This is a genomic window from Pseudoclavibacter sp. VKM Ac-2888, from assembly GCF_015351285.1.
In the GTDB taxonomy this organism is placed as follows: Bacteria; Actinomycetota; Actinomycetes; order Actinomycetales; family Microbacteriaceae; genus Pseudoclavibacter.
This window is the reverse complement of sequence record NZ_JADKSM010000001.1, coordinates 2,081,876-2,101,795: the sequence shown is the minus strand read 5'-3', so window position 1 is coordinate 2,101,795 and position 19,920 is coordinate 2,081,876. Positions and strand designations below refer to the sequence as shown.

General features: G+C 69.0%; 18 protein-coding genes. 8 read left to right on the top strand and 10 right to left on the bottom strand.

The annotated features are described in order from the left end of the window. Window positions 1-38: 38 nt before the first annotated feature. A complete protein-coding gene (gene thrC, locus ITJ61_RS09890; RefSeq protein WP_194686075.1) occupies window positions 39-1,463 on the top strand; it encodes a threonine synthase in 1,425 nt (474 codons plus the stop codon). 169 nt (window positions 1,464-1,632) lie between these two features. Here thrC and ITJ61_RS09885 read toward each other — a convergent pair whose 3' ends face one another. From ITJ61_RS09885 to ITJ61_RS09875, 3 genes are all read right to left on the bottom strand, one after another. Further along, window positions 1,633-2,205: a YdeI/OmpD-associated family protein gene (locus ITJ61_RS09885; RefSeq protein WP_194686074.1), complete on the bottom strand. Its 573-nt coding sequence runs from the start codon at window positions 2,203-2,205 to the stop codon at window positions 1,633-1,635. A gap of 184 nt (window positions 2,206-2,389) precedes the next feature. Beyond that, window positions 2,390-3,691, bottom strand: coding sequence for an Nramp family divalent metal transporter (locus ITJ61_RS09880; RefSeq protein WP_194686073.1), 1,302 nt, complete (start codon window positions 3,689-3,691; stop codon window positions 2,390-2,392). 191 nt (window positions 3,692-3,882) lie between these two features. Next, window positions 3,883-4,818: a dihydrodipicolinate synthase family protein gene (locus ITJ61_RS09875; protein ID WP_104240141.1), complete on the bottom strand. Its 936-nt coding sequence runs from the start codon at window positions 4,816-4,818 to the stop codon at window positions 3,883-3,885. Between the two features lie 177 nt (window positions 4,819-4,995). Here ITJ61_RS09875 and ITJ61_RS09870 point away from each other — a divergent pair, with 177 nt between their 5' ends. Continuing rightward, a complete protein-coding gene (locus ITJ61_RS09870; protein WP_194686072.1) occupies window positions 4,996-6,036 on the top strand; it encodes a LacI family DNA-binding transcriptional regulator in 1,041 nt (346 codons plus the stop codon). A gap of 258 nt (window positions 6,037-6,294) precedes the next feature. Here ITJ61_RS09870 and ITJ61_RS09865 read toward each other — a convergent pair whose 3' ends face one another. Next, window positions 6,295-6,849: a TetR/AcrR family transcriptional regulator gene (locus ITJ61_RS09865; RefSeq protein ID WP_104305809.1), complete on the bottom strand. Its 555-nt coding sequence runs from the start codon at window positions 6,847-6,849 to the stop codon at window positions 6,295-6,297. A 54-nt stretch (window positions 6,850-6,903) separates the two neighbouring features. Between ITJ61_RS09865 and ITJ61_RS09860 the strand changes: the two genes are divergently transcribed. Beyond that, entirely contained in the window at window positions 6,904-8,424 is a 1,521-nt protein-coding gene (locus ITJ61_RS09860; RefSeq protein ID WP_194686071.1) for an MFS transporter, read from the top strand. A gap of 192 nt (window positions 8,425-8,616) precedes the next feature. Then, a complete protein-coding gene (locus ITJ61_RS09855) occupies window positions 8,617-9,645 on the top strand; it encodes an ATP-dependent 6-phosphofructokinase (protein WP_104240143.1) in 1,029 nt (342 codons plus the stop codon). A gap of 108 nt (window positions 9,646-9,753) precedes the next feature. Here the strand turns inward: ITJ61_RS09855 and ITJ61_RS09850 are convergent, their stop codons facing one another. The 3 genes from ITJ61_RS09850 to purS are packed head-to-tail and all read right to left on the bottom strand — an operon-like array spanning window position 9,754 to window position 11,357. Further along, a complete protein-coding gene (locus ITJ61_RS09850; RefSeq protein ID WP_194686070.1) occupies window positions 9,754-10,260 on the bottom strand; it encodes a DUF3817 domain-containing protein in 507 nt (168 codons plus the stop codon). A gap of 33 nt (window positions 10,261-10,293) precedes the next feature. Continuing rightward, on the bottom strand, window positions 10,294-10,998 hold the full coding sequence (purQ, locus tag ITJ61_RS09845; RefSeq protein WP_104240145.1) for a phosphoribosylformylglycinamidine synthase subunit PurQ: 705 nt from the start codon (window positions 10,996-10,998) through the stop codon (window positions 10,294-10,296). After that, complete coding sequence (gene purS / locus ITJ61_RS09840; RefSeq protein WP_104240146.1) at window positions 10,995-11,357, bottom strand: phosphoribosylformylglycinamidine synthase subunit PurS; 363 nt, start codon at window positions 11,355-11,357, stop codon at window positions 10,995-10,997. Before purS ends, purQ begins: the two co-directional genes overlap by 4 nt. 165 nt (window positions 11,358-11,522) lie before the next feature. Here purS and ITJ61_RS09835 point away from each other — a divergent pair, with 165 nt between their 5' ends. The 3 genes from ITJ61_RS09835 to ITJ61_RS09825 all read left to right on the top strand — a co-directional run bounded on the left by ITJ61_RS09835 (window position 11,523) and on the right by ITJ61_RS09825 (window position 15,198). Further along, window positions 11,523-12,926 carry an AI-2E family transporter gene (locus ITJ61_RS09835; protein WP_194686069.1) on the top strand — a complete coding sequence of 468 codons (1,404 nt, stop codon included), beginning with the start codon at window positions 11,523-11,525 and terminating at the stop codon, window positions 12,924-12,926. Window positions 12,927-12,964: 38 nt separating this feature from the next. After that, window positions 12,965-13,783, top strand: coding sequence for a hypothetical protein (locus ITJ61_RS09830; RefSeq protein WP_194686068.1), 819 nt, complete (start codon window positions 12,965-12,967; stop codon window positions 13,781-13,783). 302 nt (window positions 13,784-14,085) lie between these two features. Beyond that, complete coding sequence (locus ITJ61_RS09825) at window positions 14,086-15,198, top strand: transaldolase family protein (RefSeq protein ID WP_194686067.1); 1,113 nt, start codon at window positions 14,086-14,088, stop codon at window positions 15,196-15,198. Window positions 15,199-15,531: 333 nt separating this feature from the next. Here the strand turns inward: ITJ61_RS09825 and ITJ61_RS09820 are convergent, their stop codons facing one another. Continuing rightward, window positions 15,532-16,245, bottom strand: a complete 714-nt coding sequence (locus tag ITJ61_RS09820) for a TetR/AcrR family transcriptional regulator (RefSeq protein ID WP_104298101.1) — start codon at window positions 16,243-16,245, stop codon at window positions 15,532-15,534. 93 nt (window positions 16,246-16,338) lie between these two features. Between ITJ61_RS09820 and ITJ61_RS09815 the strand changes: the two genes are divergently transcribed. Beyond that, window positions 16,339-17,820 carry an MFS transporter gene (locus tag ITJ61_RS09815; protein WP_194686066.1) on the top strand — a complete coding sequence of 494 codons (1,482 nt, stop codon included), beginning with the start codon at window positions 16,339-16,341 and terminating at the stop codon, window positions 17,818-17,820. 21 nt (window positions 17,821-17,841) lie between these two features. Here the strand turns inward: ITJ61_RS09815 and ITJ61_RS09810 are convergent, their stop codons facing one another. Continuing rightward, window positions 17,842-18,150 carry a DUF1905 domain-containing protein gene (locus tag ITJ61_RS09810; RefSeq protein ID WP_104240152.1) on the bottom strand — a complete coding sequence of 103 codons (309 nt, stop codon included), beginning with the start codon at window positions 18,148-18,150 and terminating at the stop codon, window positions 17,842-17,844. 49 nt (window positions 18,151-18,199) lie between these two features. Further along, window positions 18,200-19,741, bottom strand: coding sequence for a SulP family inorganic anion transporter (locus ITJ61_RS09805; RefSeq protein ID WP_194686065.1), 1,542 nt, complete (start codon window positions 19,739-19,741; stop codon window positions 18,200-18,202). Window positions 19,742-19,920 lie beyond the last annotated feature (179 nt).

Sequence of the window (19,920 nt, the reverse complement as noted above, 5' to 3'; positions counted from 1 at the left end):
ACATTCCCGGTGAAACACGACGACTGAGGCGAGTGAACTTGCAATACATCTCTACCCGTGGCGGCACGCTCGGTTCCTACTCCGACGTTCTTCTCGAGGGCCTCGCCCCGAACGGCGGACTCGCCGTGCCGGAGCTGCTGCCGCACTTCACGAACGAGGACCTCGAGGGCTGGCGCTCGCTCGACTACGCCGGGCTGGCGACGGCGGTGCTCGGCCTCTTCGCGACCGACATCCCGCGCGAGGACCTCGAGCAGCTCACCGCGCACGCCTACGGGGAGGGCCGCTTCGCGTCAGAGGACGTCGTTCCGCTGCAGAAGCTGGATGCGCAGCTCACGCTCGTCGGCCTGTCCGAGGGGCCGACCCTCGCGTTCAAGGACATGGCGATGCAGTACCTCGGGCAGACGCTCGACTACGTGCTCGGCAAGCGCGACCGGGTGCTCAACGTGCTCGGTGCCACCTCGGGTGACACCGGGTCCGCCGCGGAGCACGCGCTGCGCGGCCGCGAGCGCGTCTCGGTCTTCATGCTCTCGCCGCAGGGCCGCATGAGCGCGTTCCAGCGCGCGCAGATGTACTCGCTGCAGGACGAGAACGTGCACAACATCGCCGTGAAGGGCGTCTTCGACGACTGCCAGAACCTCGTGAAGCGCCTCGCCGAGGACATCGACTTCAAGCGCGGCAACAACATCGGCGCCGTCAACTCCATCAACTTCGGCCGCATCTCCGCCCAGATCGCGTACTACGTGTGGGCGTGGCTGCGTGCGACCGACGAGCTGTCGGCGGATGAGCGCGACGGCTTCGAGGTCTCGTTCGCGGTGCCGTCCGGCAACTTCGGCAACATCCTCTCGGGTCTGTACGCGAAGCTCATGGGCCTGCCGGTCCGCAAGCTCGTGCTCGCCGTCAACGAGAACAACGTGCTCGACGAGTTCTTCCGCACGGGCTTCTACCGCCCGCGCAACGCCGAGAACACCCTCGCCACGTCGAGCCCGTCGATGGATGTGTCGCGCGCGTCGAACCTCGAGCGGTTCGTGTTCGAGCTGCTCGGTCGCGACGGCGGCCGCACGGCTGCCGCCTGGAGCGAGCTCGCCGAGACCGGCGAGATCGACCTCTCCGTCGCGCAGCACACGTTCGAGCCGCTCTTCGGCATCGTCAGCGGAACGAGCACGCATGCCGACCGTCTCGCGACGATCCGCAGCGTGCACGACGCATCCGGTGTCACCATCGACCCGCACACGGCCGACGGCGTGAAGGTCGCGCGCGAGCACCTCGAGGACGGCGTGCCCATGCTGGTACTCGAGACCGCGAAGCCGCAGAAGTTCGCCGACACCATCTCGGAGGCCCTCGGCTCGGCCGTCGACGTGGATGCGGAGACGCAGGCCCTCCTCGACGCCCCGCAGCGGGTCGTCGAGCTCGACGACGACGAGCAGGCGCTGCGCGTGTTCATCTCGGAGCGCGTGCTCCGCTAGGCCAAGTGGATGCGCTCGCTCGCCGGGCGCATCCACCCGCCTCTTGCCTGCCCTGTGCGCGCGGCAAACATGTGAAAAATGCATGCTCTCGACGTCGGGAGCATGCATTTATTGCATGTCTGCGTCGGGGGAGACGGACATGCAGGCGGGAGACGCGCCGGCGGGGCGCCTACTTGTAGTGGTGCTCGCCGCGCGCCGCCTTCTCGACGACATCCTGGATGCGGGCGGCGCGGATCGCGGGTGTCTTGATCCCCGTGATGCGGAAGATCACCTGGAAGCGGGCCTGCTTCTTCATCGCTTCGAAGAAGGCCAGCGCCTCTGGGTTCGCGTCGAGTGCCGCCTGCAGGTCGGCGGGGACGACCGCGTCCTTGACCCGGTAGGCCGCGTCCCAGCGGCCGTCGGCCTTCGCGCGCTCGATCTCCGCGTGGCCGGCAGGCTGCATCCGCCCCTCGTCGATGAGGCGGGCCACGTGCCCGACGTTGATCTGCGACCACGGGCTGTTCTTCCGCCGCGGCGTGAACGCCTGCAGCATGTAGTCGTCGTCGAATCGCGCCGACTGGCCGTCGATCCACCCGTAGCAGAGGGCCACGTCGAGGGCTTCCTGCCAGGTGATGCCCGGCGCATTCGAGAGCTTCCTGCGCAGCTTCAATCGGACGCCGCCGTCGTCGGGGCCGGCCGCGAGGAACGCCTCCCACTGCTCGATCGTGAAGTCGTGGATGGGTTTGTCGGCGAAGCTCACCATGCCGTCATCCTAGGAGGGCGCCCGGGACGACCGGTGCTGTCCGACTTCCGTGATGGATGCGCCTGCTCGCCCAGGACGATGCCGGGCCCCGGCGAGCGCCGATCGGTCTGGTCACGGAAGTTGACCAGGGCCCTCGCGCAGCCTGCTGCCGCGCACGAACCCTGGCCAACGGCCACCGGAAGAGCTACCCGGCGAGGAAGCTCAGGAGGAGCCGAACGGAGAGGGCGAGCACGGCGGCGAGGCCGATGATGCCGAACGCGTTCTGCCACCACCTGTTGCGCATCTCGCCCATGAGCGAGCGGCGGTTCGCCATGATGATGATGAGCGCGGCCAGGATGGGAGCGACCAGGATCGTGAGGGCCTGCGCGAGCACGATGAGTTCGACCGGCGAGGTCTGGAAGATGAGCGTGACGCCGAGCCCGAAGGCGAGGATGAAGCCGCTCGTGAGTCGTGCCGTGAGGGTGTTGGCGGATGCGCCGCGGCCGAACGCGTCGGAGAGCATCGTGCCGCCGGCGATCGCGTTCGGGATCATGGAGGAGAACGCCGCCCCCGCGAAGCCGAGCGCGAAGATGAAGCCGCCGATGGGGCCGGCTAGCGGTTCGAAGATGGCGGCAAGGCTCGTGATGGAGGTCGCCGTCTCGGACGTCTTCCCCAGGGCGCCGGCCGCGACGATGATGACGAGGCCCGTCATGATGCCAGGGGCGATGATGCCCGGAATGGTGTCGACGATCGTCACGTCGCGGTAGTCCTCTTCCTTCCGGCCGCGTTCCCTCGTGCCGTAGGAGGTGTAGAAGGCGGCGTTGATGGAGAAGTTCGTGCCGACGAGCGCCACGATGAGCAGCCATGAGCCTTCTGGCGCCGTGGGGATGAGCCCGCGGCCAGCCGCCGACCAGTCGGGGTTCACGACGAACGCGCTCACGACGAAGCAGATCGCCATGAGCGCGACGATGGCGATGAGCACCTTCTCGATGACGTTGTAGATGCTGCGGATGAACAGCACCGCCGCGACGCCGAGGGTGCAGATGAGGGTCCACATGACGGGCGACGAGCCGTCGACGAGCATGGAGAGGCCGAGCCCGGAGCCGACGGCGTTGCCGACTGAGAAGCACAGCGTGATGAGGAACACGCCGACGCCCGCGACGACGCCCAGGGGCTTCCCGAGGTGGTCCTTGATGGAGGCGATGAGGGAGACCGGCGACTTGATGCCGAGTCGCACGCTCATGTCGGTGAGGAAGATCATGAGCACCGTCGAGACGGCGATGACCCAGATGAGCGTGTACTGGTAGGAGCTTCCGGCCTGCACTGCCGTGGTGAGGTTGCCTGGGCCGAACTGCCAGGCGCCCGCGACGAAGGCGGGGCCGATGAGGGCCAGCTGCTGCCAGAAACGGCGCCGAGTTCGGCGGGATTCGACGATGGTTCGGACTGCTTCGGTCGAGACTCGCGCGTGGCCGGTGCCCGGCGTCGAGTGGAGGCGGGTGTCGCCCATGGGGGTCTCCTTCGTGGAGTGCGGCCGGTGGACGGGGTGCATCCGGCCGCGAAGTCGTCATTGACTTGGGGGTCGCACGGGTTCGCGAACCCGTGCTTCCGGTGCCGCGTCTGGGCGGCGTGTGTCGTCGAGCTTGCAGCAGTCGACGCCAAGCGTAGGGGCAGCGACCCTGTTGCCGCTGCCCCTCCCTGCTAGGAGGCGACCGTCACGCGGTCGAGTCCGGCGATGGCGAATGCCTCCGCGATCTCGCGGTCCGCGCCGTCGGCGAGGGGCAGCAGCGGGGTGCGGACCGTGGCGTGGTCGAGGATGCCGCGGTGCACGAGGCCCCACTTCAGCGCGACGGTTCCCTCCATGTGGGAGCCGCGGTGGTAGACGTTCTTCGTGACGGGCAGGAGGCGTTCGTGGATCTCGTGCGCCCGGTCGTAGTCGTGCGCCTTGCCTGCCTCGATGAGCTCGACGAGCGCCTCAGGGGCGATGTTGCCGTAGCCGACGAGCAGGCCGTCGACGTCGAACATGGTCGGGAGCAGGTACTCGTCGTGGCAGGAGAGGATCTGCAGCTCCGGGTATGCGGCGCGCAGCGCGGGGATCTCCGTGTACCACCGGCGCATGTTGCGCACGCCGTTCTTCGTCGCGAACACGCCCTCCTGGCCGGCGATCTCGAGCTGGGTGTCGAGGTTGTAGCTGGCCTTGGTGTTGTCGGGGTACTGGAAGAGGATCAGCGGCAGTCCGCTCTCCTCGTAGATGTCGCGGTAGCGCGTCTGCGGTGCGCCGTCCTGGTAGCCGAAGCGCAGCCACCCGTGGGACGGGTAGACGAGGCCGGCGGATGCGCCCGCGTCCACTGCGCGCTTCGCTTCCTCGGCGGCGACGGCGTTGCCCTCCTGGGTGATGCCGGCGACGATCGGGATGCGCGAGTCGACCGATTCGCGGAAGGCGGTGATGACCTTCGCCTGCTCGGTCTGGGTGAGGAAGGTGCCTTCGCCGGCGTGGCCGAGGACGACGAGGCTCTTGACGCCGTCGACGGAGCCGAGCCAGGAGCCGAGGCGCTGGATGGCGTCGTAGTCGACGGCTCCGTCCTCGGTGAAGGGGGTGACGGGGGCGGGGGAGAGGCCGCGGAGGTCGATCGACATCTTGTCTTCCTTTGCTCATCGTTGAGGTGGTGGGTCCTGCTCGCCGCTGCTCTTCCGAGTTGATGCAAACGTTTGCAGGAACGATTGCAAGTCTTCATGCAAACGTTCCCGATGTCAAGGGTCGAGTCTGGAGATTCCTGCCGGGCAGGCGTCGAGGGCCGGGATACACTCCTCCGCATGAGGCGAAACGACAGTGCCGTTGCCCCCGGAGCGGGCGAGCGACGAGTCGTGACCCTCAAGGAAGTCGCGGCCGAGGCCGGCGTCAGCATCTCCACCGTGAGTCGCATCCTGGACGAGCGCACCGCGCAGTCGCAGTCGGCGACCGCCGTGCGGGTCCGCGAGATCGCGAACGAGCTCGGCTACCGGCGCAACGTCTTCGCATCCCAGCTCCGCCGCGGCTCGACGAGCACGATCGGCGTGCTGGTGCCGCGCCTCAGCGACACCGTCATGGCGCTCATGTACGAGGCTATCGAGCGTGCCGCTGCCGCGAGGGGCTACGTCGCCGTCGTGGCCACCACGGGGGACGACGCCGAGGGTGAGCAGCGCGCGGCCCAGGTGCTGCTCGACCGCAACGTGGACGCGCTCATCATCGCCTCGTCTCGCCGCGTCGACAGCTTTCCCCAGTCGTTGCAGGAGTCCGGCATCCCGCTCGCCCTCGTGCTGCGCACCGACGGCGTCAGCCCCTCGTCGCTGGGGGACGACGAGGTCGGCGGGTACCTCGCCGTGCGCCACCTCGTCGACCTCGGCCACCGCGACATCGCGCTCGTGACGGGTCCCGACTTCACCTCGAGTGCGCGTGACCGCTTGGCCGGCGCCCTGCGTGCGGCGCGCGAGGCCGGCATCGAGATCCCGCCGCATCGCATCGCGGGCGACGGCTTCCGCATCGAGCACGGCGCGGCCGCGGCCGAGCGCATTCTCGTCGCGACCGAGACGCCCCCGACCGCGATCTTCGCCGCCAACGACAACCTCGCGCTCGGGGTCATGGCGGCCTCGCACCGACACGGTCTGCAGATCGGCACCGACCTCGCGCTCGTCGGCTACAACGACGTCCCCCTCGCCGAGGCCCTGCCCGTGCCGCTGACCTCCGTGCGCACATCGTTCGACCAGATCGCCACGACGGCGCTCGAGCTGCTGTTGACGCCCGGGGTCGGGTCCGTCATCCGGCGCGCGATGCCGACGCTCATCCCGCGCGCATCCAGCTGCCCGCCGCCGCGCTGAGTCGCGGCGGCTGGCAGGACGACGGGCGTTCGCGGCAGCCCTGACCAACATGAGTGCGATATGCGGCAGATCTGGCGCGTGATGCCCGCATCGGCCCGAGATTGCACGGATGCTGGTCACGTCCTGCGCTCAGAGGGCCCGCTGCCCGCTCGTGACCTGCGTGACCGGTGACCAGCTCCCGTGATGGATGCGGGTGCGCGGCGCTGGCCGTGCCGTGTTGGCGGGCGTGATCCCGCAAGTTGGCTAGTCGAGTGGCGGCTAGTCGTCGAGCAGGTCGAGGAGGGTGCGGATGATCTCCTCGCGTTCCTCGTCGCTCGGCAGGAGCTTCGCGGCCTCCGGCAGGCTCTCGCGCGACTCGGTGACAAACGAGCTCGAGTGGTAGAGGCCGTCGCCGAGGAGCTTGGTCATGTGGGCGACGAGGGGGCTGCCGGTCGACTCGAGGATCGCGTCGTGCCAGGAACGCTCGAGTTCGAGGATGGCGCGCGTCGCGCTCTGGTTGCCGTTGCGGGAGAGGTTCATCGCGGCGAGCCAGGCCGTGTCGAGCTCGTCGCCGACGGAGCTGCTCATCTCGATGAAGTGCCGGACGGTCGACGCCGCGTCGCCCTGGAGCTGCTCTGCGCTGGCGCGCGCCATGCCCGTGAAGCGCTCGATGAGGGCGTCCGCCAGTGCCTCCTTGGAGGGGAAGTGGTAGATGAGCCCGCCCTTGGAGACTCCAGCGATGCGGGCGACCACGTCGAGGGTGGTCGCGGCGACACCCACGGTGGTCAGCGACTCCTCGTAGGCGTCCAGGATCCGGTCTCTAGCTGAACTCATGGCCGCCATCCTACAGTTGCCAACTGTACCGTCTGGTCGGTATAGTCCTCTTTCATGACCACAATGATCGAACAGCGCGCGGGCCGGACGGAATGGCTCGGCCTCGCGGTGCTGATGCTCCCCGTCCTCCTCGTGTCGATCGACAACACGGTCCTGAGCTTCGCCCTCCCGTACATCGCCCTCGACCTCCAGCCGAGCGCCGCGATGCAGCTCTGGATCATCGACATCTACCCGCTTGTCCTCGCGGGTCTGCTCGTCACGATGGGCTCCTTCGGCGACCGCATCGGACGCCGGAAGCTGCTCCTCATCGGCTCGACGGGCTTCGCGCTCGTCTCCGTGCTCGCAGCCTTCTCCGTCTCCGCCGAGATGCTGCTCATCTCGCGGCTCCTCCTCGGCTTCTTCGGCGCCATGATCATGCCCTGCACGCTCTCGCTGCTGCGCGGCATGTTCCACGACCGCGCCCAGCGCCGCCTCGCCATCGCCGTCTGGGCGACCGGCTTCTCGGCGGGCACGGCCATCGGCCCGATCGTCGGCGGCGTGCTCCTCGAGCACTTCCACTGGGGCTCCGTCTTCCTCATCGCCGTCCCGTTCCTCCTGCCGCTCCTGATCTTCGCGCCGCTGCTCGTCACCGAGTCGCGCGACCCGAACCCGGGCCCCATCGACGTTCCCGCGATCCTCCTCTCCATGGCGGCCCTCGCGCCCATCGTCTTCGCGATCAAGCACACGGCGACCGACGGCATCGACCTCATCTCGGTCGGCGCGCTCCTCATCGGCGTCCTCTCCGGCTGGCTGTTCGTGCGTCGCCTGCTGAAGCAGGAGAACCCGATCCTCGACATGCGCCTCTTCGCGGTGCCCGCCTTCACGGGCTCCGTGCTCGTGAACCTCGTGAGTGTCGTCGCGCTGGTCGGGCTCCTCTTCTTCCTGTCGCAGCACCTGCAGCTCATCCTCGGCCTCACGCCCCTGCAGGCTGGCCTCATGCTGCTCCCCGGAACCGTGACGATGATCGTCGCCGGGCTCCTCATCGTGCGTGTCGTGCGCCGCGTGAAGGTGCACATCGCCATGGCATTCGGCCTGGGGCTCGCGTTCCTCGCCTACCTCTCGCTGGCGATCACGGGCGGCTCCGCCCCGCTGTGGATGCTCGTCGCAGCATTCACGCTCCTCGCGGCCGGCATCGCGATCGCCGAGACCCTCTCCAACGACGTCATCATCGCGAGTGTCCCGCCCGCCAAGGCCGGGGCGGCATCCGCCGTCTCCGAGACGGCCTACGAGGTGGGCGCGGTGCTCGGCACGAGCGTCCTCGGCGGCGTGCTCACTGCGAGCTACCGCTCCGGGATGGTCGTCCCGGAGGGGGCGACGGCCGAGCAGGCGCATGCCGCTCGCGAGACCCTCGCCGGCGCCGTGAACGTCTCGAACGAGCTCGAGGCCGGCGGCATGACCGCTCAGGCGCAGACGCTCCTCGACTCGGCGTTCCACGCGTTCGACGCCGGCAGCACCGTCACGTCGGCCGTCGGAGCCGTGCTCATGGTGGGCGCGATCATCCTCGCGCTGCGCATGGTCGGCAAGGCCACGGCCTAGCCGGCGGCGCGCGCCGCGCCGCCTTCGACCGGTCTCCGAAATCGCGCAAGCCACCCGGACCCGGTACTGTCGCTGTCGAGCCGTCTTCCAACGCAGGAATCCGCTTCTGCACTGAACTCGTTTCCGTGGGGTGGGCTACTCGACCGTGATGGCTGTTTGCGAGATTTGCCACACCCAGAGGAGAGCGAACGCATGAAGATCGGACTGCTGACCAGCGGCGGCGACTGCCCCGGACTCAACGCTGTCATTCGCGGCAGCGTGCTCCACGGCATCAAGACCTACGACAACGAGTTCGTGGGCTTCCGCGACGGCTGGCGCGGTGTCACCGAGGGCGACATCATGGACCTCCCTCGCACCAAGGTCCGCGGCCTCGCGAAGCAGGGTGGCACGATCCTCGGCACGTCCCGCACCAACCCCTTCGACGGGCCGAACGGCGGCCCCGAGAACATCGCCGTGATGCTCGAGCGCCACTCGGTGGATGCGCTCATCGCGATCGGCGGAGAGGGCACCCTCGCGGGAGCCAAGCGCCTCGCTGACGCCGGCATCCCCGTCGTCGGCGTGCCGAAGACGATCGACAACGACCTCCAGGCCACCGACTACACGTTCGGCTTCGACACGGCCGTGCAGATCGCAACCGACGCCATGGACCGCCTCCGCACGACCGGCGAGTCGCACCACCGCGTCATGGTCGCCGAGGTCATGGGTCGCAACGTCGGGTGGATCGCCCTGCACTCGGGTATGGCCGCTGGCGCTCACGCCGTGCTCATCCCGGAGCAGAAGGTGCCCATGACGCAGGTCGCCGAGTGGGTCTCCGAGGTCCACCAGCGTGGGCGTTCGCCGCTGGTCGTCGTCGCCGAGGGCTTCATTCCCGAGGGTATGGACGAGGTGCTGTCGCAGGGCACCGAGGTCTCCGGGCGTCCGCTGCTCGGCGGCGTCGGCGACTACGTGACCGCTGAGCTCGAGAAGCTCACGGGCATCGAGACCCGCAACACGACGCTCGGCCACATCCAGCGCGGCGGCGCCCCGACCGGGTTCGACCGCGTGCTCGCGACCCGCTTCGGCCAATACGCCGTCGACATGGTCAACGAGAAGCAGTGGGGCAACATGGTCGCCCTCCGCGGTACCGAGATGCAGACGGTCGCCTTCGAGGAGGCGCTCGACGGCCTCAAGACCGTTCCGCAGGACCGCTGGGACCAGGCGAAGATCTTCTTCGGACGCTAGGCCAGAGGCCCCCGGGCCGAGACGAGCGAAGAGGGCGGATGCGCGTGCATCCGCCCTCTTCGTGTCGCTTGGCGTTGACGGTCGGCTGCTCCCGACGGGCGAGTGGTCCTAGTGGGCGCCGGTGGGGCCGACGAGGGCACCGCTGAGGGAGCCCGTGAGGATGACCACGGCCAGGACGATGACGGCCGCGCTCATGGTGATGGGGCGGTCGACGAACCAGCGCACGATGCGCTGCAGCGATAGGCCCTTCGACGGGGCCTCGCGCCAGCAGCCCTCGAGCGCACCGCGCCGTTCTGCCCACCAGTCGTAGACGAGCGTCGCGAACGGCGGGATGGCGGCGAACCAGCCGAGCCCGAACATCCACCACGGCCAGCGCTGGTTGATGCCGACGAACGCCGTGACGACGAGGTAGACCATGAACATGGCGCCGTGCAGCGAGCCGCCGACCGACACGAGGACATCGGTGGTCTGCGTCACGTACTTCAGGAACATGCCAGTGAGCAGCAGGGCCCACGTGATGGCCTCGCCGATCGACACGGCGCGCAGGAGGACCCGCGGGGTGAGGCGCCGGTCGTCGGCCGTGGCGTCGGGCGAGGTCGCCTGGGTCTGCGTCATTGGCTGCGCTGCGCTCTGCGTCTGCGACAAGGTCTAGACGCGCGCGAGCAGCGCCTCGACGGCGCTGCGGAAGATCGGGAGCCCATCGAGGCCCGATGCCATGTGGGTTGCCGTGTCCGGACCGAAGCCGAGCTCGACCGCGTGCTCGGGGTGCGGCATGAGGCCGACCACGTTTCCGCGCTCGTTCGTGAGACCTGCGATGTCGTTGCGGGAGCCGTTCGGGTTGACGTCGACGTAGCGGAACGCGACCTGGCCCTCGCCCTCGATGCGCGCGAGGGTCTCGTCGTCGGCGATGAAGCCGCCCTCGCCGTTCTTCAGCGGGATCGTGATCTCCGCGCTCTTCTCGTACGCGTTGGTCCAGACGGTGTCGTTGTTCTCGACGCGCAGCACCTGGTCACGGCAGACGAACTTGCCGTGGTCGTTGCGGATGAGCCCGCCCGGCAGGAGGTGCGCCTCGGTGAGCATCTGGAAGCCGTTGCAGATGCCGAGCACGGGCAGACCCGCGTTGGCGGCCGTGATGACCTCGGCCATGATCGGCGAGTGGCTCGCGATCGCGCCGGCGCGGAGGTAGTCGCCGTAGCTGAACCCGCCGGGGAGGATGATGGCGTCGACGCCGTGCAGGTCGTGCTCGCCGTGCCAGAGCGCGACGGCCTCGCCGCCCGCAAGGCGAACGGCGCGCTGGGCGTCCCGGTCGTCGAGCGAGCCGGGGAAGGTGATGACGCCGATGCGGGGGCTCATGAAGCGGAGCCCTTCGACTGCACCTCGGCGGCGATGACCGACGCGAGAGAGTCCTCGGTCTCGACCGCGGCGTCGTCGAGCTCGTCGGCGTCGTCCGGGGTCTCGGTGCCGTCGGGCAGCACGTCGATGGAGATGACGTCCTCGATGACCCCGTTGGCGAGGAGCTCATCGGCGACCTGCGAGATCTCCTCCATGAGCTCGGCCGTGACCTCGCGGTCGGTGGTGATCTCGAAGCGCTTGCCGACGCGCACGTCGTGCAGGTGGTCTTTGCCGAGGCGCGAGAGTGCGCCCGCGACGGCCTTGCCCTGCGGGTCGAGAAGTTCCTGCTTCGGCATGACGATGACGACGATCTTGGGCATCGGGAGCGGCTCCGATTCGATGGAGGAAAGAGACGCCCCCAGCTTACCGTCAGGCGCGGATGCGCGAGGCTCGTCCACAATGTCGGTGCACACGCATAGCCTTGTCACATCTTCGCGACGGCGGGCACCTCCGCCGCTCGCCTCACCGACCTTCTGGGAGCATCCATGAGCGACAAGCTCAAGCGCCTCTTCGGCCGCGACAAGCCAGCGGCTCGCCCTGCGCTGCCGGCCCCCTCCGCATCTTCCGTGGCCGCCCAGCTGGCGGCGCAGTCCGCAGGGCCGGTGGAGCACCTCGAGGCCCCGGCCCGAGACGAGGTCATGGTCGGCGGCAGCGCCGTGCAGGCGTACGCGCCCGACGACGGCGAGGGCCGCGGGCGTCGCCCGACGAGCGTCGGCGTCATGTGGACCGACCAGCTCGGACGAGTCGCCACCCGCGCGCTGCAGGGGCTGGTCATCGTCGCGGCCGCGACACTGCTCATCTTCGCGGGGCTGCAGGTCACGATCGTCGTCATCCCGGTGCTCCTCGCGCTCATCGTGTCCGCCGCCGCGTGGCCCATCATCAAGTTCCTCACGTCCAAGAAGTGGCCGCCGGCCCTGGCGACCGTCACGGTGCTGCTCGCGATCATCGTCTTCCTCGGCGGCGCGCTCACGATGGTCGTCCTCCTTGTGCGGAACCAGTGGTCCGACCTCTCCGAGCAGGCCGTCCAGGGGTTCAACCAGGCCATCGAGTGGGTGAACGCGACCTTCCCCATCACGATCAATCAGGACCAGATCAACGAGTGGCTCGGGCAGGCTCAGGACTTCATCTTCACGAGCCAGTTCGGCAACGCCGCCGCGAGCGGCCTCACCGCCGGCATCTCCGGCGTGACCACGTTCATCACGAGCGGCGTGCTCTTCGTCGTCATCCTCTTTTTCTTCATGAAAGATGGCCCGCTCATCTGGGGCTTCCTCACGAAGCCACTCAAGGGCGCCAACCAGCGCCGCGCGCGCCTCATGGGGTCCCGTGCGGTTGAGGTCATGGGCGGGTACGTGCGCGGCACGGTCATCGTCGCGCTCGTGGATGCGGTGTTCATCGGCATCGGGCTCGCCATCGTCGGAGTGCCCCTGGCCTTCCCGCTCGCTGTCCTTGTCTTCATCCTCGCGTTCATCCCGATCGTGGGAGCGACACTCGCGGGTGTCCTGGCAGCGCTGGTCGCACTCGTCACGAACGGGCTCGTCCCGGCCGTCGTCGTCGTCGGAATCGTCGTGCTCGTCAACCAGCTCGAGGGCAACTTCCTGCAGCCGGTCGTGCTCGGCAAGTCGCTCAAGCTGCACGAGCTCGTCGTCCTCATCGCGCTGACCGTCGGCACGATCCTCGGTGGCATCGTGGGCACGCTGCTCGCGGTGCCCGTTGCGGCGGTCAGCTGGGCGCTCATCCGCGCCTGGTACGAGCCGCTCGAGAAGCTGCAGGAAGACGAGGCGGTTCCCGACGACATGCGCACGCGGCTGCCGTGGCGCAAGGACCTCGGCGAGGAAGATGCCGCTGTCGGCGCTGCCTCCGACGCCAAGGGCTCGAACACCGGCGCCTGATGTGGAGCCAGCTCACCCGGGGGATCCGGAGCAAGGGGATGCTCGCCGAGCTCAGCTCGGCAGGCATCGCGGTGGCGGTCCTCGTCGGCGTCTGGACGCTGTACACGATCGCCGACGTCACGCAGTTCCCGTACGACGCCTCCACATGGTCCTACGCGGGCATGGGCGCTCCCGCGCTCCTCGGCATCTGGCTGATCGTCGAGCTCCTCAGTCTTCCTGATACCCCGGATCGCCCGCTGCTCGGGCGCTTCATGGTTCGCACGATGGTGGTCGGGCCGGTGCTGTTCACAGCCGCCTGGCTGCTCGGTTCGCTGCTCCTGCTCGTGCTGACGCTGACTGGCGGCATCGTGCCGGAGCTCAACGAGACGGAATCGCCGGTCGCCGAGCTCCTGCTCAACGCCTTCCTCACCTGGCTGGTCGGGTTCGCCGCCGTGCTCTGCGGGGCGCTTGTCGGCCTCGTCTTCGTGGTACTTCCGGTCCTGTCCTGGCGTGATCCCGCGCGGGCGGCGTCGATCAACGCCGAGCCAGCGCCGAGGGGGAGCCTCGCCAGGGCTCGGCTCGAGCGGATGACCTTCGCGGGCATGCTCATGCTCATCTTCCTCGCCCCGTCGCTGTGGGTGTCCGGCGAGAGCAACGCTCGCGGGAGGAACGCCGTCGAGGCGTTCCAGAACACCTGGCTAGCGATCGTCGACTTCGAACCATCCTGGTGGGACCGCTACCTGTGGGACGTGCTCTGGGTGCTCGGGATGCTCAGCGCCCTCCTGCTCGTTGGGTCCGTCGTCGCGGTCGTGGTCATGCGGAAGCCGCAGAAGGGCGAGTCGCCGAGGGGGCGCGCCGCCGACCGCGGTGGCGAGTAGCGGTCCCCGGACGCCTGTACATAGGCGGACTCGCAGCACGCAGCACGCAGCACGCAGCACGCCGCACGCCGCTCGCTCGCCCCTCACCCCTTCCCGGTCGTGACGTGCGGACCTCTCGCGCACCCAAAACCTGTTGTGATAATGTCAGGACATATGCGGCAGGCGGGTATCGGCCGACACGGACTCGAAGGCGAGCATCCACGTCGGCGATGGCTCGCGAGGCCTGGCGCCTCGGACCTCGGGGTGTGCGGCCGCCGCGGCACCGGCGAACCCGGCCATCCGCCACCGATGAGGAGAACAGCATGACCCTGCTCGACACAGCGCCGTCCAGTGACAACGGCACTCCAGCCACGAAGCTCGCACCCCTCGCCTGGGCGGCGCAGAACACGAAGACCGCCCTCTGGAACGACTCCGCAGACCCCGAGGAGCTCACGAGGTCCATCGAGTTCGGCGCGGTCGGCGCCACCTGCAACCCCGTCATCGCCTTCGCGGCCATCAAGAAGCGCCCTGACGTCTGGGGCCCGCGCATCAAGGAGATCGCGGCGCAGAACCCCACGTGGGGCGAGTCGGAGATCGGCTGGCAGGCCGTGCGCGACCTCTCGATCAACGCGGCCCTCCTCCTCGAGCCGGCGTTCGAGCGCAGCGGAGGCCGCAACGGCCGCCTCTCCATCCAGACCGACCCGCGCCTGCACCGCGACGCAGCTGCCCTCGCCGACCAGGCCGAGGAGTTCTCGAAGCTGGCGAAGAACATCATCGTGAAGATCCCCGCCACGAAGACGGGTATCGAGGCCATGGAGGAAGCCGCCTACCGTGGCGTCAGCATCAACGCGACCCTCAGCTTCACCGTGCCGCAGGCTGTCGCGGTCGGCGCAGCCCTCGAGCGCGCCCTCGAGCGCCGGGCCGCCGACGGTCTCCCCGACCAGGAGTTCGGGCACGTCGTCACCATCATGGGTGGGCGCCTCGACGACTGGCTCAAGAAATGGACGACCGCCAACCGCATCCTCGTCACTCCCGGCATCCTCGAGTGGGCGGGTGTCGCGGCGCTCAAGCGCGCGCACGCCGTGTTCCAGGAGCGCGGCTACCGCAGCCGCGTGCTCTCGGCGGCCTTCCGCAACCAGCTCCAGTGGTCGGAGCTCGTGGGCGGAGACCTCGTCGTCTCGCCGCCGTTCGACTGGCAGGCGCGCATCAATGAGAACGACATCCCCGTCGCGGATCGCATCGGCGTTCCCGTGGAGGCCGGGATCCTCGAGGAGCTGAACACCCTCAGCGAGTTCCGCCGGGCCTACGAGGTCGATGGCATGACCGCTGAGGAGTTCCAGGACTTCGGTGCGGCACGCAACACGCTCCGCCAGTTCCTCGACGCGGATGCGCAGCTCGACGCGCTCGTGCGCGACATCCTGGTGCCCGCCGCGTAGCGTGCGCAGGTCTGCCGTATCCGCTTCCTGAACTGAGTTCGGCCGCGCCGCGTCGCGACACCCGGAGCGTGCCGAGCTCATCCCGCCTGCTGCTCAATCAGTGGGGCGGCGCAGGGGAGGGGCCGTCGTTTTCTCGCGAGGAAAGCCCAGGCGCCTCCCCTTCTGCGCGCCTCGCGCGTGAGGGCCACTGCTTTTGGAGTGCCCCGGCCCCGTCCGCCCTCTCGGGCCCTCTCCCGCCCCTTCTCCTCCCCAGAACCGCCACAAGAGTGAGGGAGATGCAGGCTTCTCGCCTCGGGCGGGTGCTTCTGGCTGACGCTTGCTTCTGGCGGATGCTCAGCTCGTGGGCGCGCCGCGCTTGGCTGCAGGCAGCACGACGTTGTCGATGATGCCGATCAGGAAGTCGCGGTCGGGGGAGCGGCGCAGGATGAGTGTGCGAAAGGCCGCCATGGCCGGTGCGATCGTGCTCAGGGTGTCGAGGTCGACGTCGGCGGAGATCTCCCCCCGCTCGATCGCCCGCTCGAAGATGGCGCGGTTGGCGGCTGCCCTCGGCGCGACGATCGCCTCCTGGGCCGCCGCGGCCATCTCTGGATCGCGGGCGATCATCGAGACGACCCCCGTCATGACGTTGAGCTTGCGCTCGGCGTCGCGGATGCTCGGTGGGCGCACCAGCGCGACCAGGTCGCCCCGCAGGGAGCCCGTGTCCGGGAGTGCGGCGAGGTCCAGGTCCTTCGACTTCATGCAGGCGACGGCGTCGAGCACGAGGTCTGACTTCGAGGCCCAGCGTCGGTAGAGCGTGGCCTTGCCGGCCTTCGCGCGGGTCGCGACCATGTCGATCGTCATGCCGTCGTAGCCCGTCTCGGCGAGCACATCCAGTGCCGCTTCGAGGATGTCGGTGTCTCGCGTGTGGTCGCGCTTGCGGCCGAGCCTTGGCTTCTTCTCGGCGCCTGCCGGGGACTGCGAGGTCGGTGCCGCGGGTGCGCTCGCCGCTCCAGTCGCCTCGGTCGCCGGTGCTGCGGGGGAGCTGTCGGCGAGGTCAGTCTGCGTCATCGAAACCACCTCTCGTTGTGGTCACAGCCTAGCTCGCGACATTACGAAACTCAAGGTATCCGAAACGACTCAGTCTCGTATATGGTGAGCCGCATGTCCGAAACCTCAACCCCTGCGACCGACGGTCGCCGCTGGCTCACGCTGATCGTCGTCGGCCTCGCCCAGCTGATGGTGGTCCTCGACGCGACGGTCGTCAACATCGCCCTGCCGTCTGCGCAGGCCGACCTCGACTTCTCCGACGGCCAGCGCCAGTGGATCGTCACCGCGTACTCGCTCGCCTTCGGAAGCCTGCTGCTGCTCGGAGGTCGCCTCTCCGACCTCATGGGCCGCAAGCGCACGTTTGTCATCGGCCTCATCGGCTTCGCGATCGCCTCAGCACTGGGCGGTGCCGCCCCCTCGTTCGAGCTGCTCGTCGCAGCCCGCGCACTGCAGGGAGTCTTCGGCGCGCTGCTCGCCCCCACCGCCCTCGCCGTGCTCACCACGACCTTCACGATCCCGAAGGAACGCGCCCGCGCCTTCGGTGTGTTCGGCGCGATCGCCGGCGCAGGCGGAGCTGTCGGCCTGCTCCTCGGCGGCGTGCTCACCGAGGCGTTCGACTGGCGCTGGAATCTCTATATCAACGTCGCCATCGCGGCCGTCGCCCTGGTCGGCGCCGTCATCTACGTTCCCTCCATCTCGCGCTCCGGTCCGCGCCCGAAGCTCGACATCCCGGGCACCCTCCTCGTCTCCGGCGGCCTCTTCGGCCTCGTCTACGGCTTCTCGAACGCCGAGACCGACGGTTGGGACTCCCCGCTCACGTGGGGCATGCTCGCGGGTGCCGCGGTGCTCCTCGTGACGTTCGTGCTCTGGCAGGCGCGTGCCGGGCATCCGCTGCTGCCGCTCTTCATCGTCCGCGACCGCAACCGCGGTGCCGCCTACCTGTCGGTCATGATCGCCGGTGCCGGCATGTTCGGGATCTTCCTCTTCGTCACGTACTACCTGCAGCTCACGCTGGGCTACTCGCCGATCCAGACCGGTCTCGCGTTCCTGCCCATGATCGGGATGCTCGTGCTCGCGGCTCAGCTCGGCACGAACCTGCTGGTGCCGCGCTTCGGTCCGAAGGTGCTCGTCCCGATCGGCATGACGCTCGGCGCGAGCGGCATGGTGTGGCTCACGTTCCTGGATGCGTCGAGCACGTACGCGGGGCACGTCATGCCGCCGCTCATGCTCATCGGGTTCGCGATGGGCACGATCATGCCGGCGTCGATGCAGACGGCGACGCTCGGTGTCGACCGCCAGTTCGCAGGCGTCGCGTCGGCCATGGTCAACACGAGCCAGCAGGTGGGCGGGTCGATCGGCACGGCCCTGCTGAACACGCTCGCCGCGACCGCCGCCGCCGACTACCTCGTCGAGCACGGGCCCGCAGCGGTCGGCGACTCGATGATCGCGAGCTACGCGGCCGCCTACTGGTGGGGTGCAGGCTTCTTCGCGGTCGGGGCAGTGGTCTCCGCGCTGCTGTTCCGCCGCCGCGGTCAGGGCGCATCCCTCAGCCAGGAACCGGCGGAGGCAGGGGCAGCTCCCGTACTCGCGCACTGAGAGTGTGGCTGGATGCGCCCCCTACCGCTGCGGGTCCTCCACGTCGACGAGCCGCACCTTGCCGACGACGGGCGCATCCAGTTCGAGTCCCTCGGCCTCCCGCACGGCCTTCTTGATGGGCAGGATGTAGGTGGCGTCGCTCGGGAAGATCGAGGTGCGCCACGTCGATCCGCCGACGGTCGCCTCGACCCGCACCGAGCCGAAGCCGTGCGTGAAGCGCTCCGTGGCCGCGGCGATCCTGTCGGAGGCGTCCTCGCTGAGGCTCACGAACGTCCACAGCTCGCGCCGCTTCTCCCAGCGCCACAGCGGATTCGAGAACGAGAACTCCATGCGTCCATGATCGCGCACGGGGGCGGCGCGCGGCGAGCCCTGAGCGGCTCTAGTGTCCGCCGCCCGGTAGCACGTCGCGCATCCGCTGCAGGCGGGTCTCGCTCTCGTCGTTGAGGCCGACGACCTCCACGGAGGCGCCGTGCTTCTTGTACTTCTCGATCACCGCGTCGAGGGCGGCGACCGTCGACGCGTCCCAGACGTGCGCCGCGCTCAGGTCGATGACCACGCGTGCCGGGTCGGCGGCGTAGTCGAACTGCGCGTAGAGGTCGTTCGAGGAGGCGAAGAACAGCTGCCCCGTCACCGCGTACGAAGCCACGGCGCCGTCTTCCGAGAGCGTGCGGCGCACCTGCACGACGTGCGCGACGCGGCGCGCGAAGAGCAGCACCGCGCACAGCACGCCGGCGCCGACGCCGATCGCGAGGTTGTGGGTCGTGACGGTCGCGACGACCGTCACGAGCATGACGGCGGTCTCGCTCAGGGGCATGCCGCGCAGCGTCGACGGGCGGATCGAGTGCCAGTCGAACGTCGCCCAGCAGACGAAGATCATCACGGCGACGAGCGCGGCCATCGGGATGAGCGCCACCAGGTCGCCGAGCAGCACGACCAGCAGGAGGAGGAAGACGCCGGCGAGGAACGTCGAGATGCGCGTGCGAGCGCCGGACGCCTTCACGTTGATCATCGTCTGCCCGATCATCGCGCAGCCGCCCATCCCGCCGAAGAAGGCGGTGATGATGTTCGCGGCGCCCTGCCCCCACGCCTCCCGGGTCTTGCTGGAGCGGGTGTCGGTGATGTCGTCGACGAGCTTCGCCGTCATGAGCGACTCGAGCAGCCCGACGAACGCCATCGCGAGCGCGAAGGGGAACAGCAGCTGGAGCGTCTCGAAGGTGAGGGGCACATCCGGGATGAAGAACCCGGGCAGTGTGCTCGGCAGCTCGCCCTTGTCGCCGACCGTCGGCACGGTGACCGACGCGAGCACCGTGATGAGCGTGAGCACGACGATCGCGACAAGCGGGGCCGGTACGGCGGTCGTCAGCCGCGGCAGACCGAACACGATGACGAGCGCGAGCGCGGTGAGCGGATACACGAGCCACGGCACCCCGAGCAGCTCCGGCACCTGCGCCAGGAACACGAGGATCGCGAGCGCGTTGACGAAACCGACCATCACCTGGCGCGGGATGTAGCGCATGAGCTTCGCCACACCGAGCACTGCGAGGAGCACCTGCAGGACCCCAGCGAGGAGGACGGCGGCGATGAGGTAGTCGAGGCCGTGCGAGGCCATGAGAGGCGCGATCACGAGGGCGACGGCGCCCGTCGCCGCGGAGATCATGGCGGGCCTGCCGCCGAGGATCGCGATGGAGACCGCCATCGTGAAGGAGGCGAAGAGGCCGACCCGAGGGTCGACCCCCGCGATGACCGAGAAGGCGATCGCCTCGGGGATGAGTGCGAGCGCCACGACCAGTCCACCGAGCACCTCGACCTTGAGGAGGCGCGGCGACCGCAGGGTGCGGAGCACCGACTGGCGCTGCTCGGGGGAGAGCGCGGCTGGGGCCGCCGAAGCTGCAGCGGGCGCGGAGGCTTGGGAGGAGGTCACGGCGAAGTTCCAGTCTCGAAGGGAGGAGCGCGAAGGGAACGGCCGGTGAGGGCACACGCGGATGCGCGTGCGGGATTCCAGGAGGGAGTCCGGGTCGTCAAGCCCAGCGGAGGGCGACAGCGTGTACGCCGCCGACGGCGATTCTACGACGAGATGAGCAGGCACCCAAGGCGGAGCTG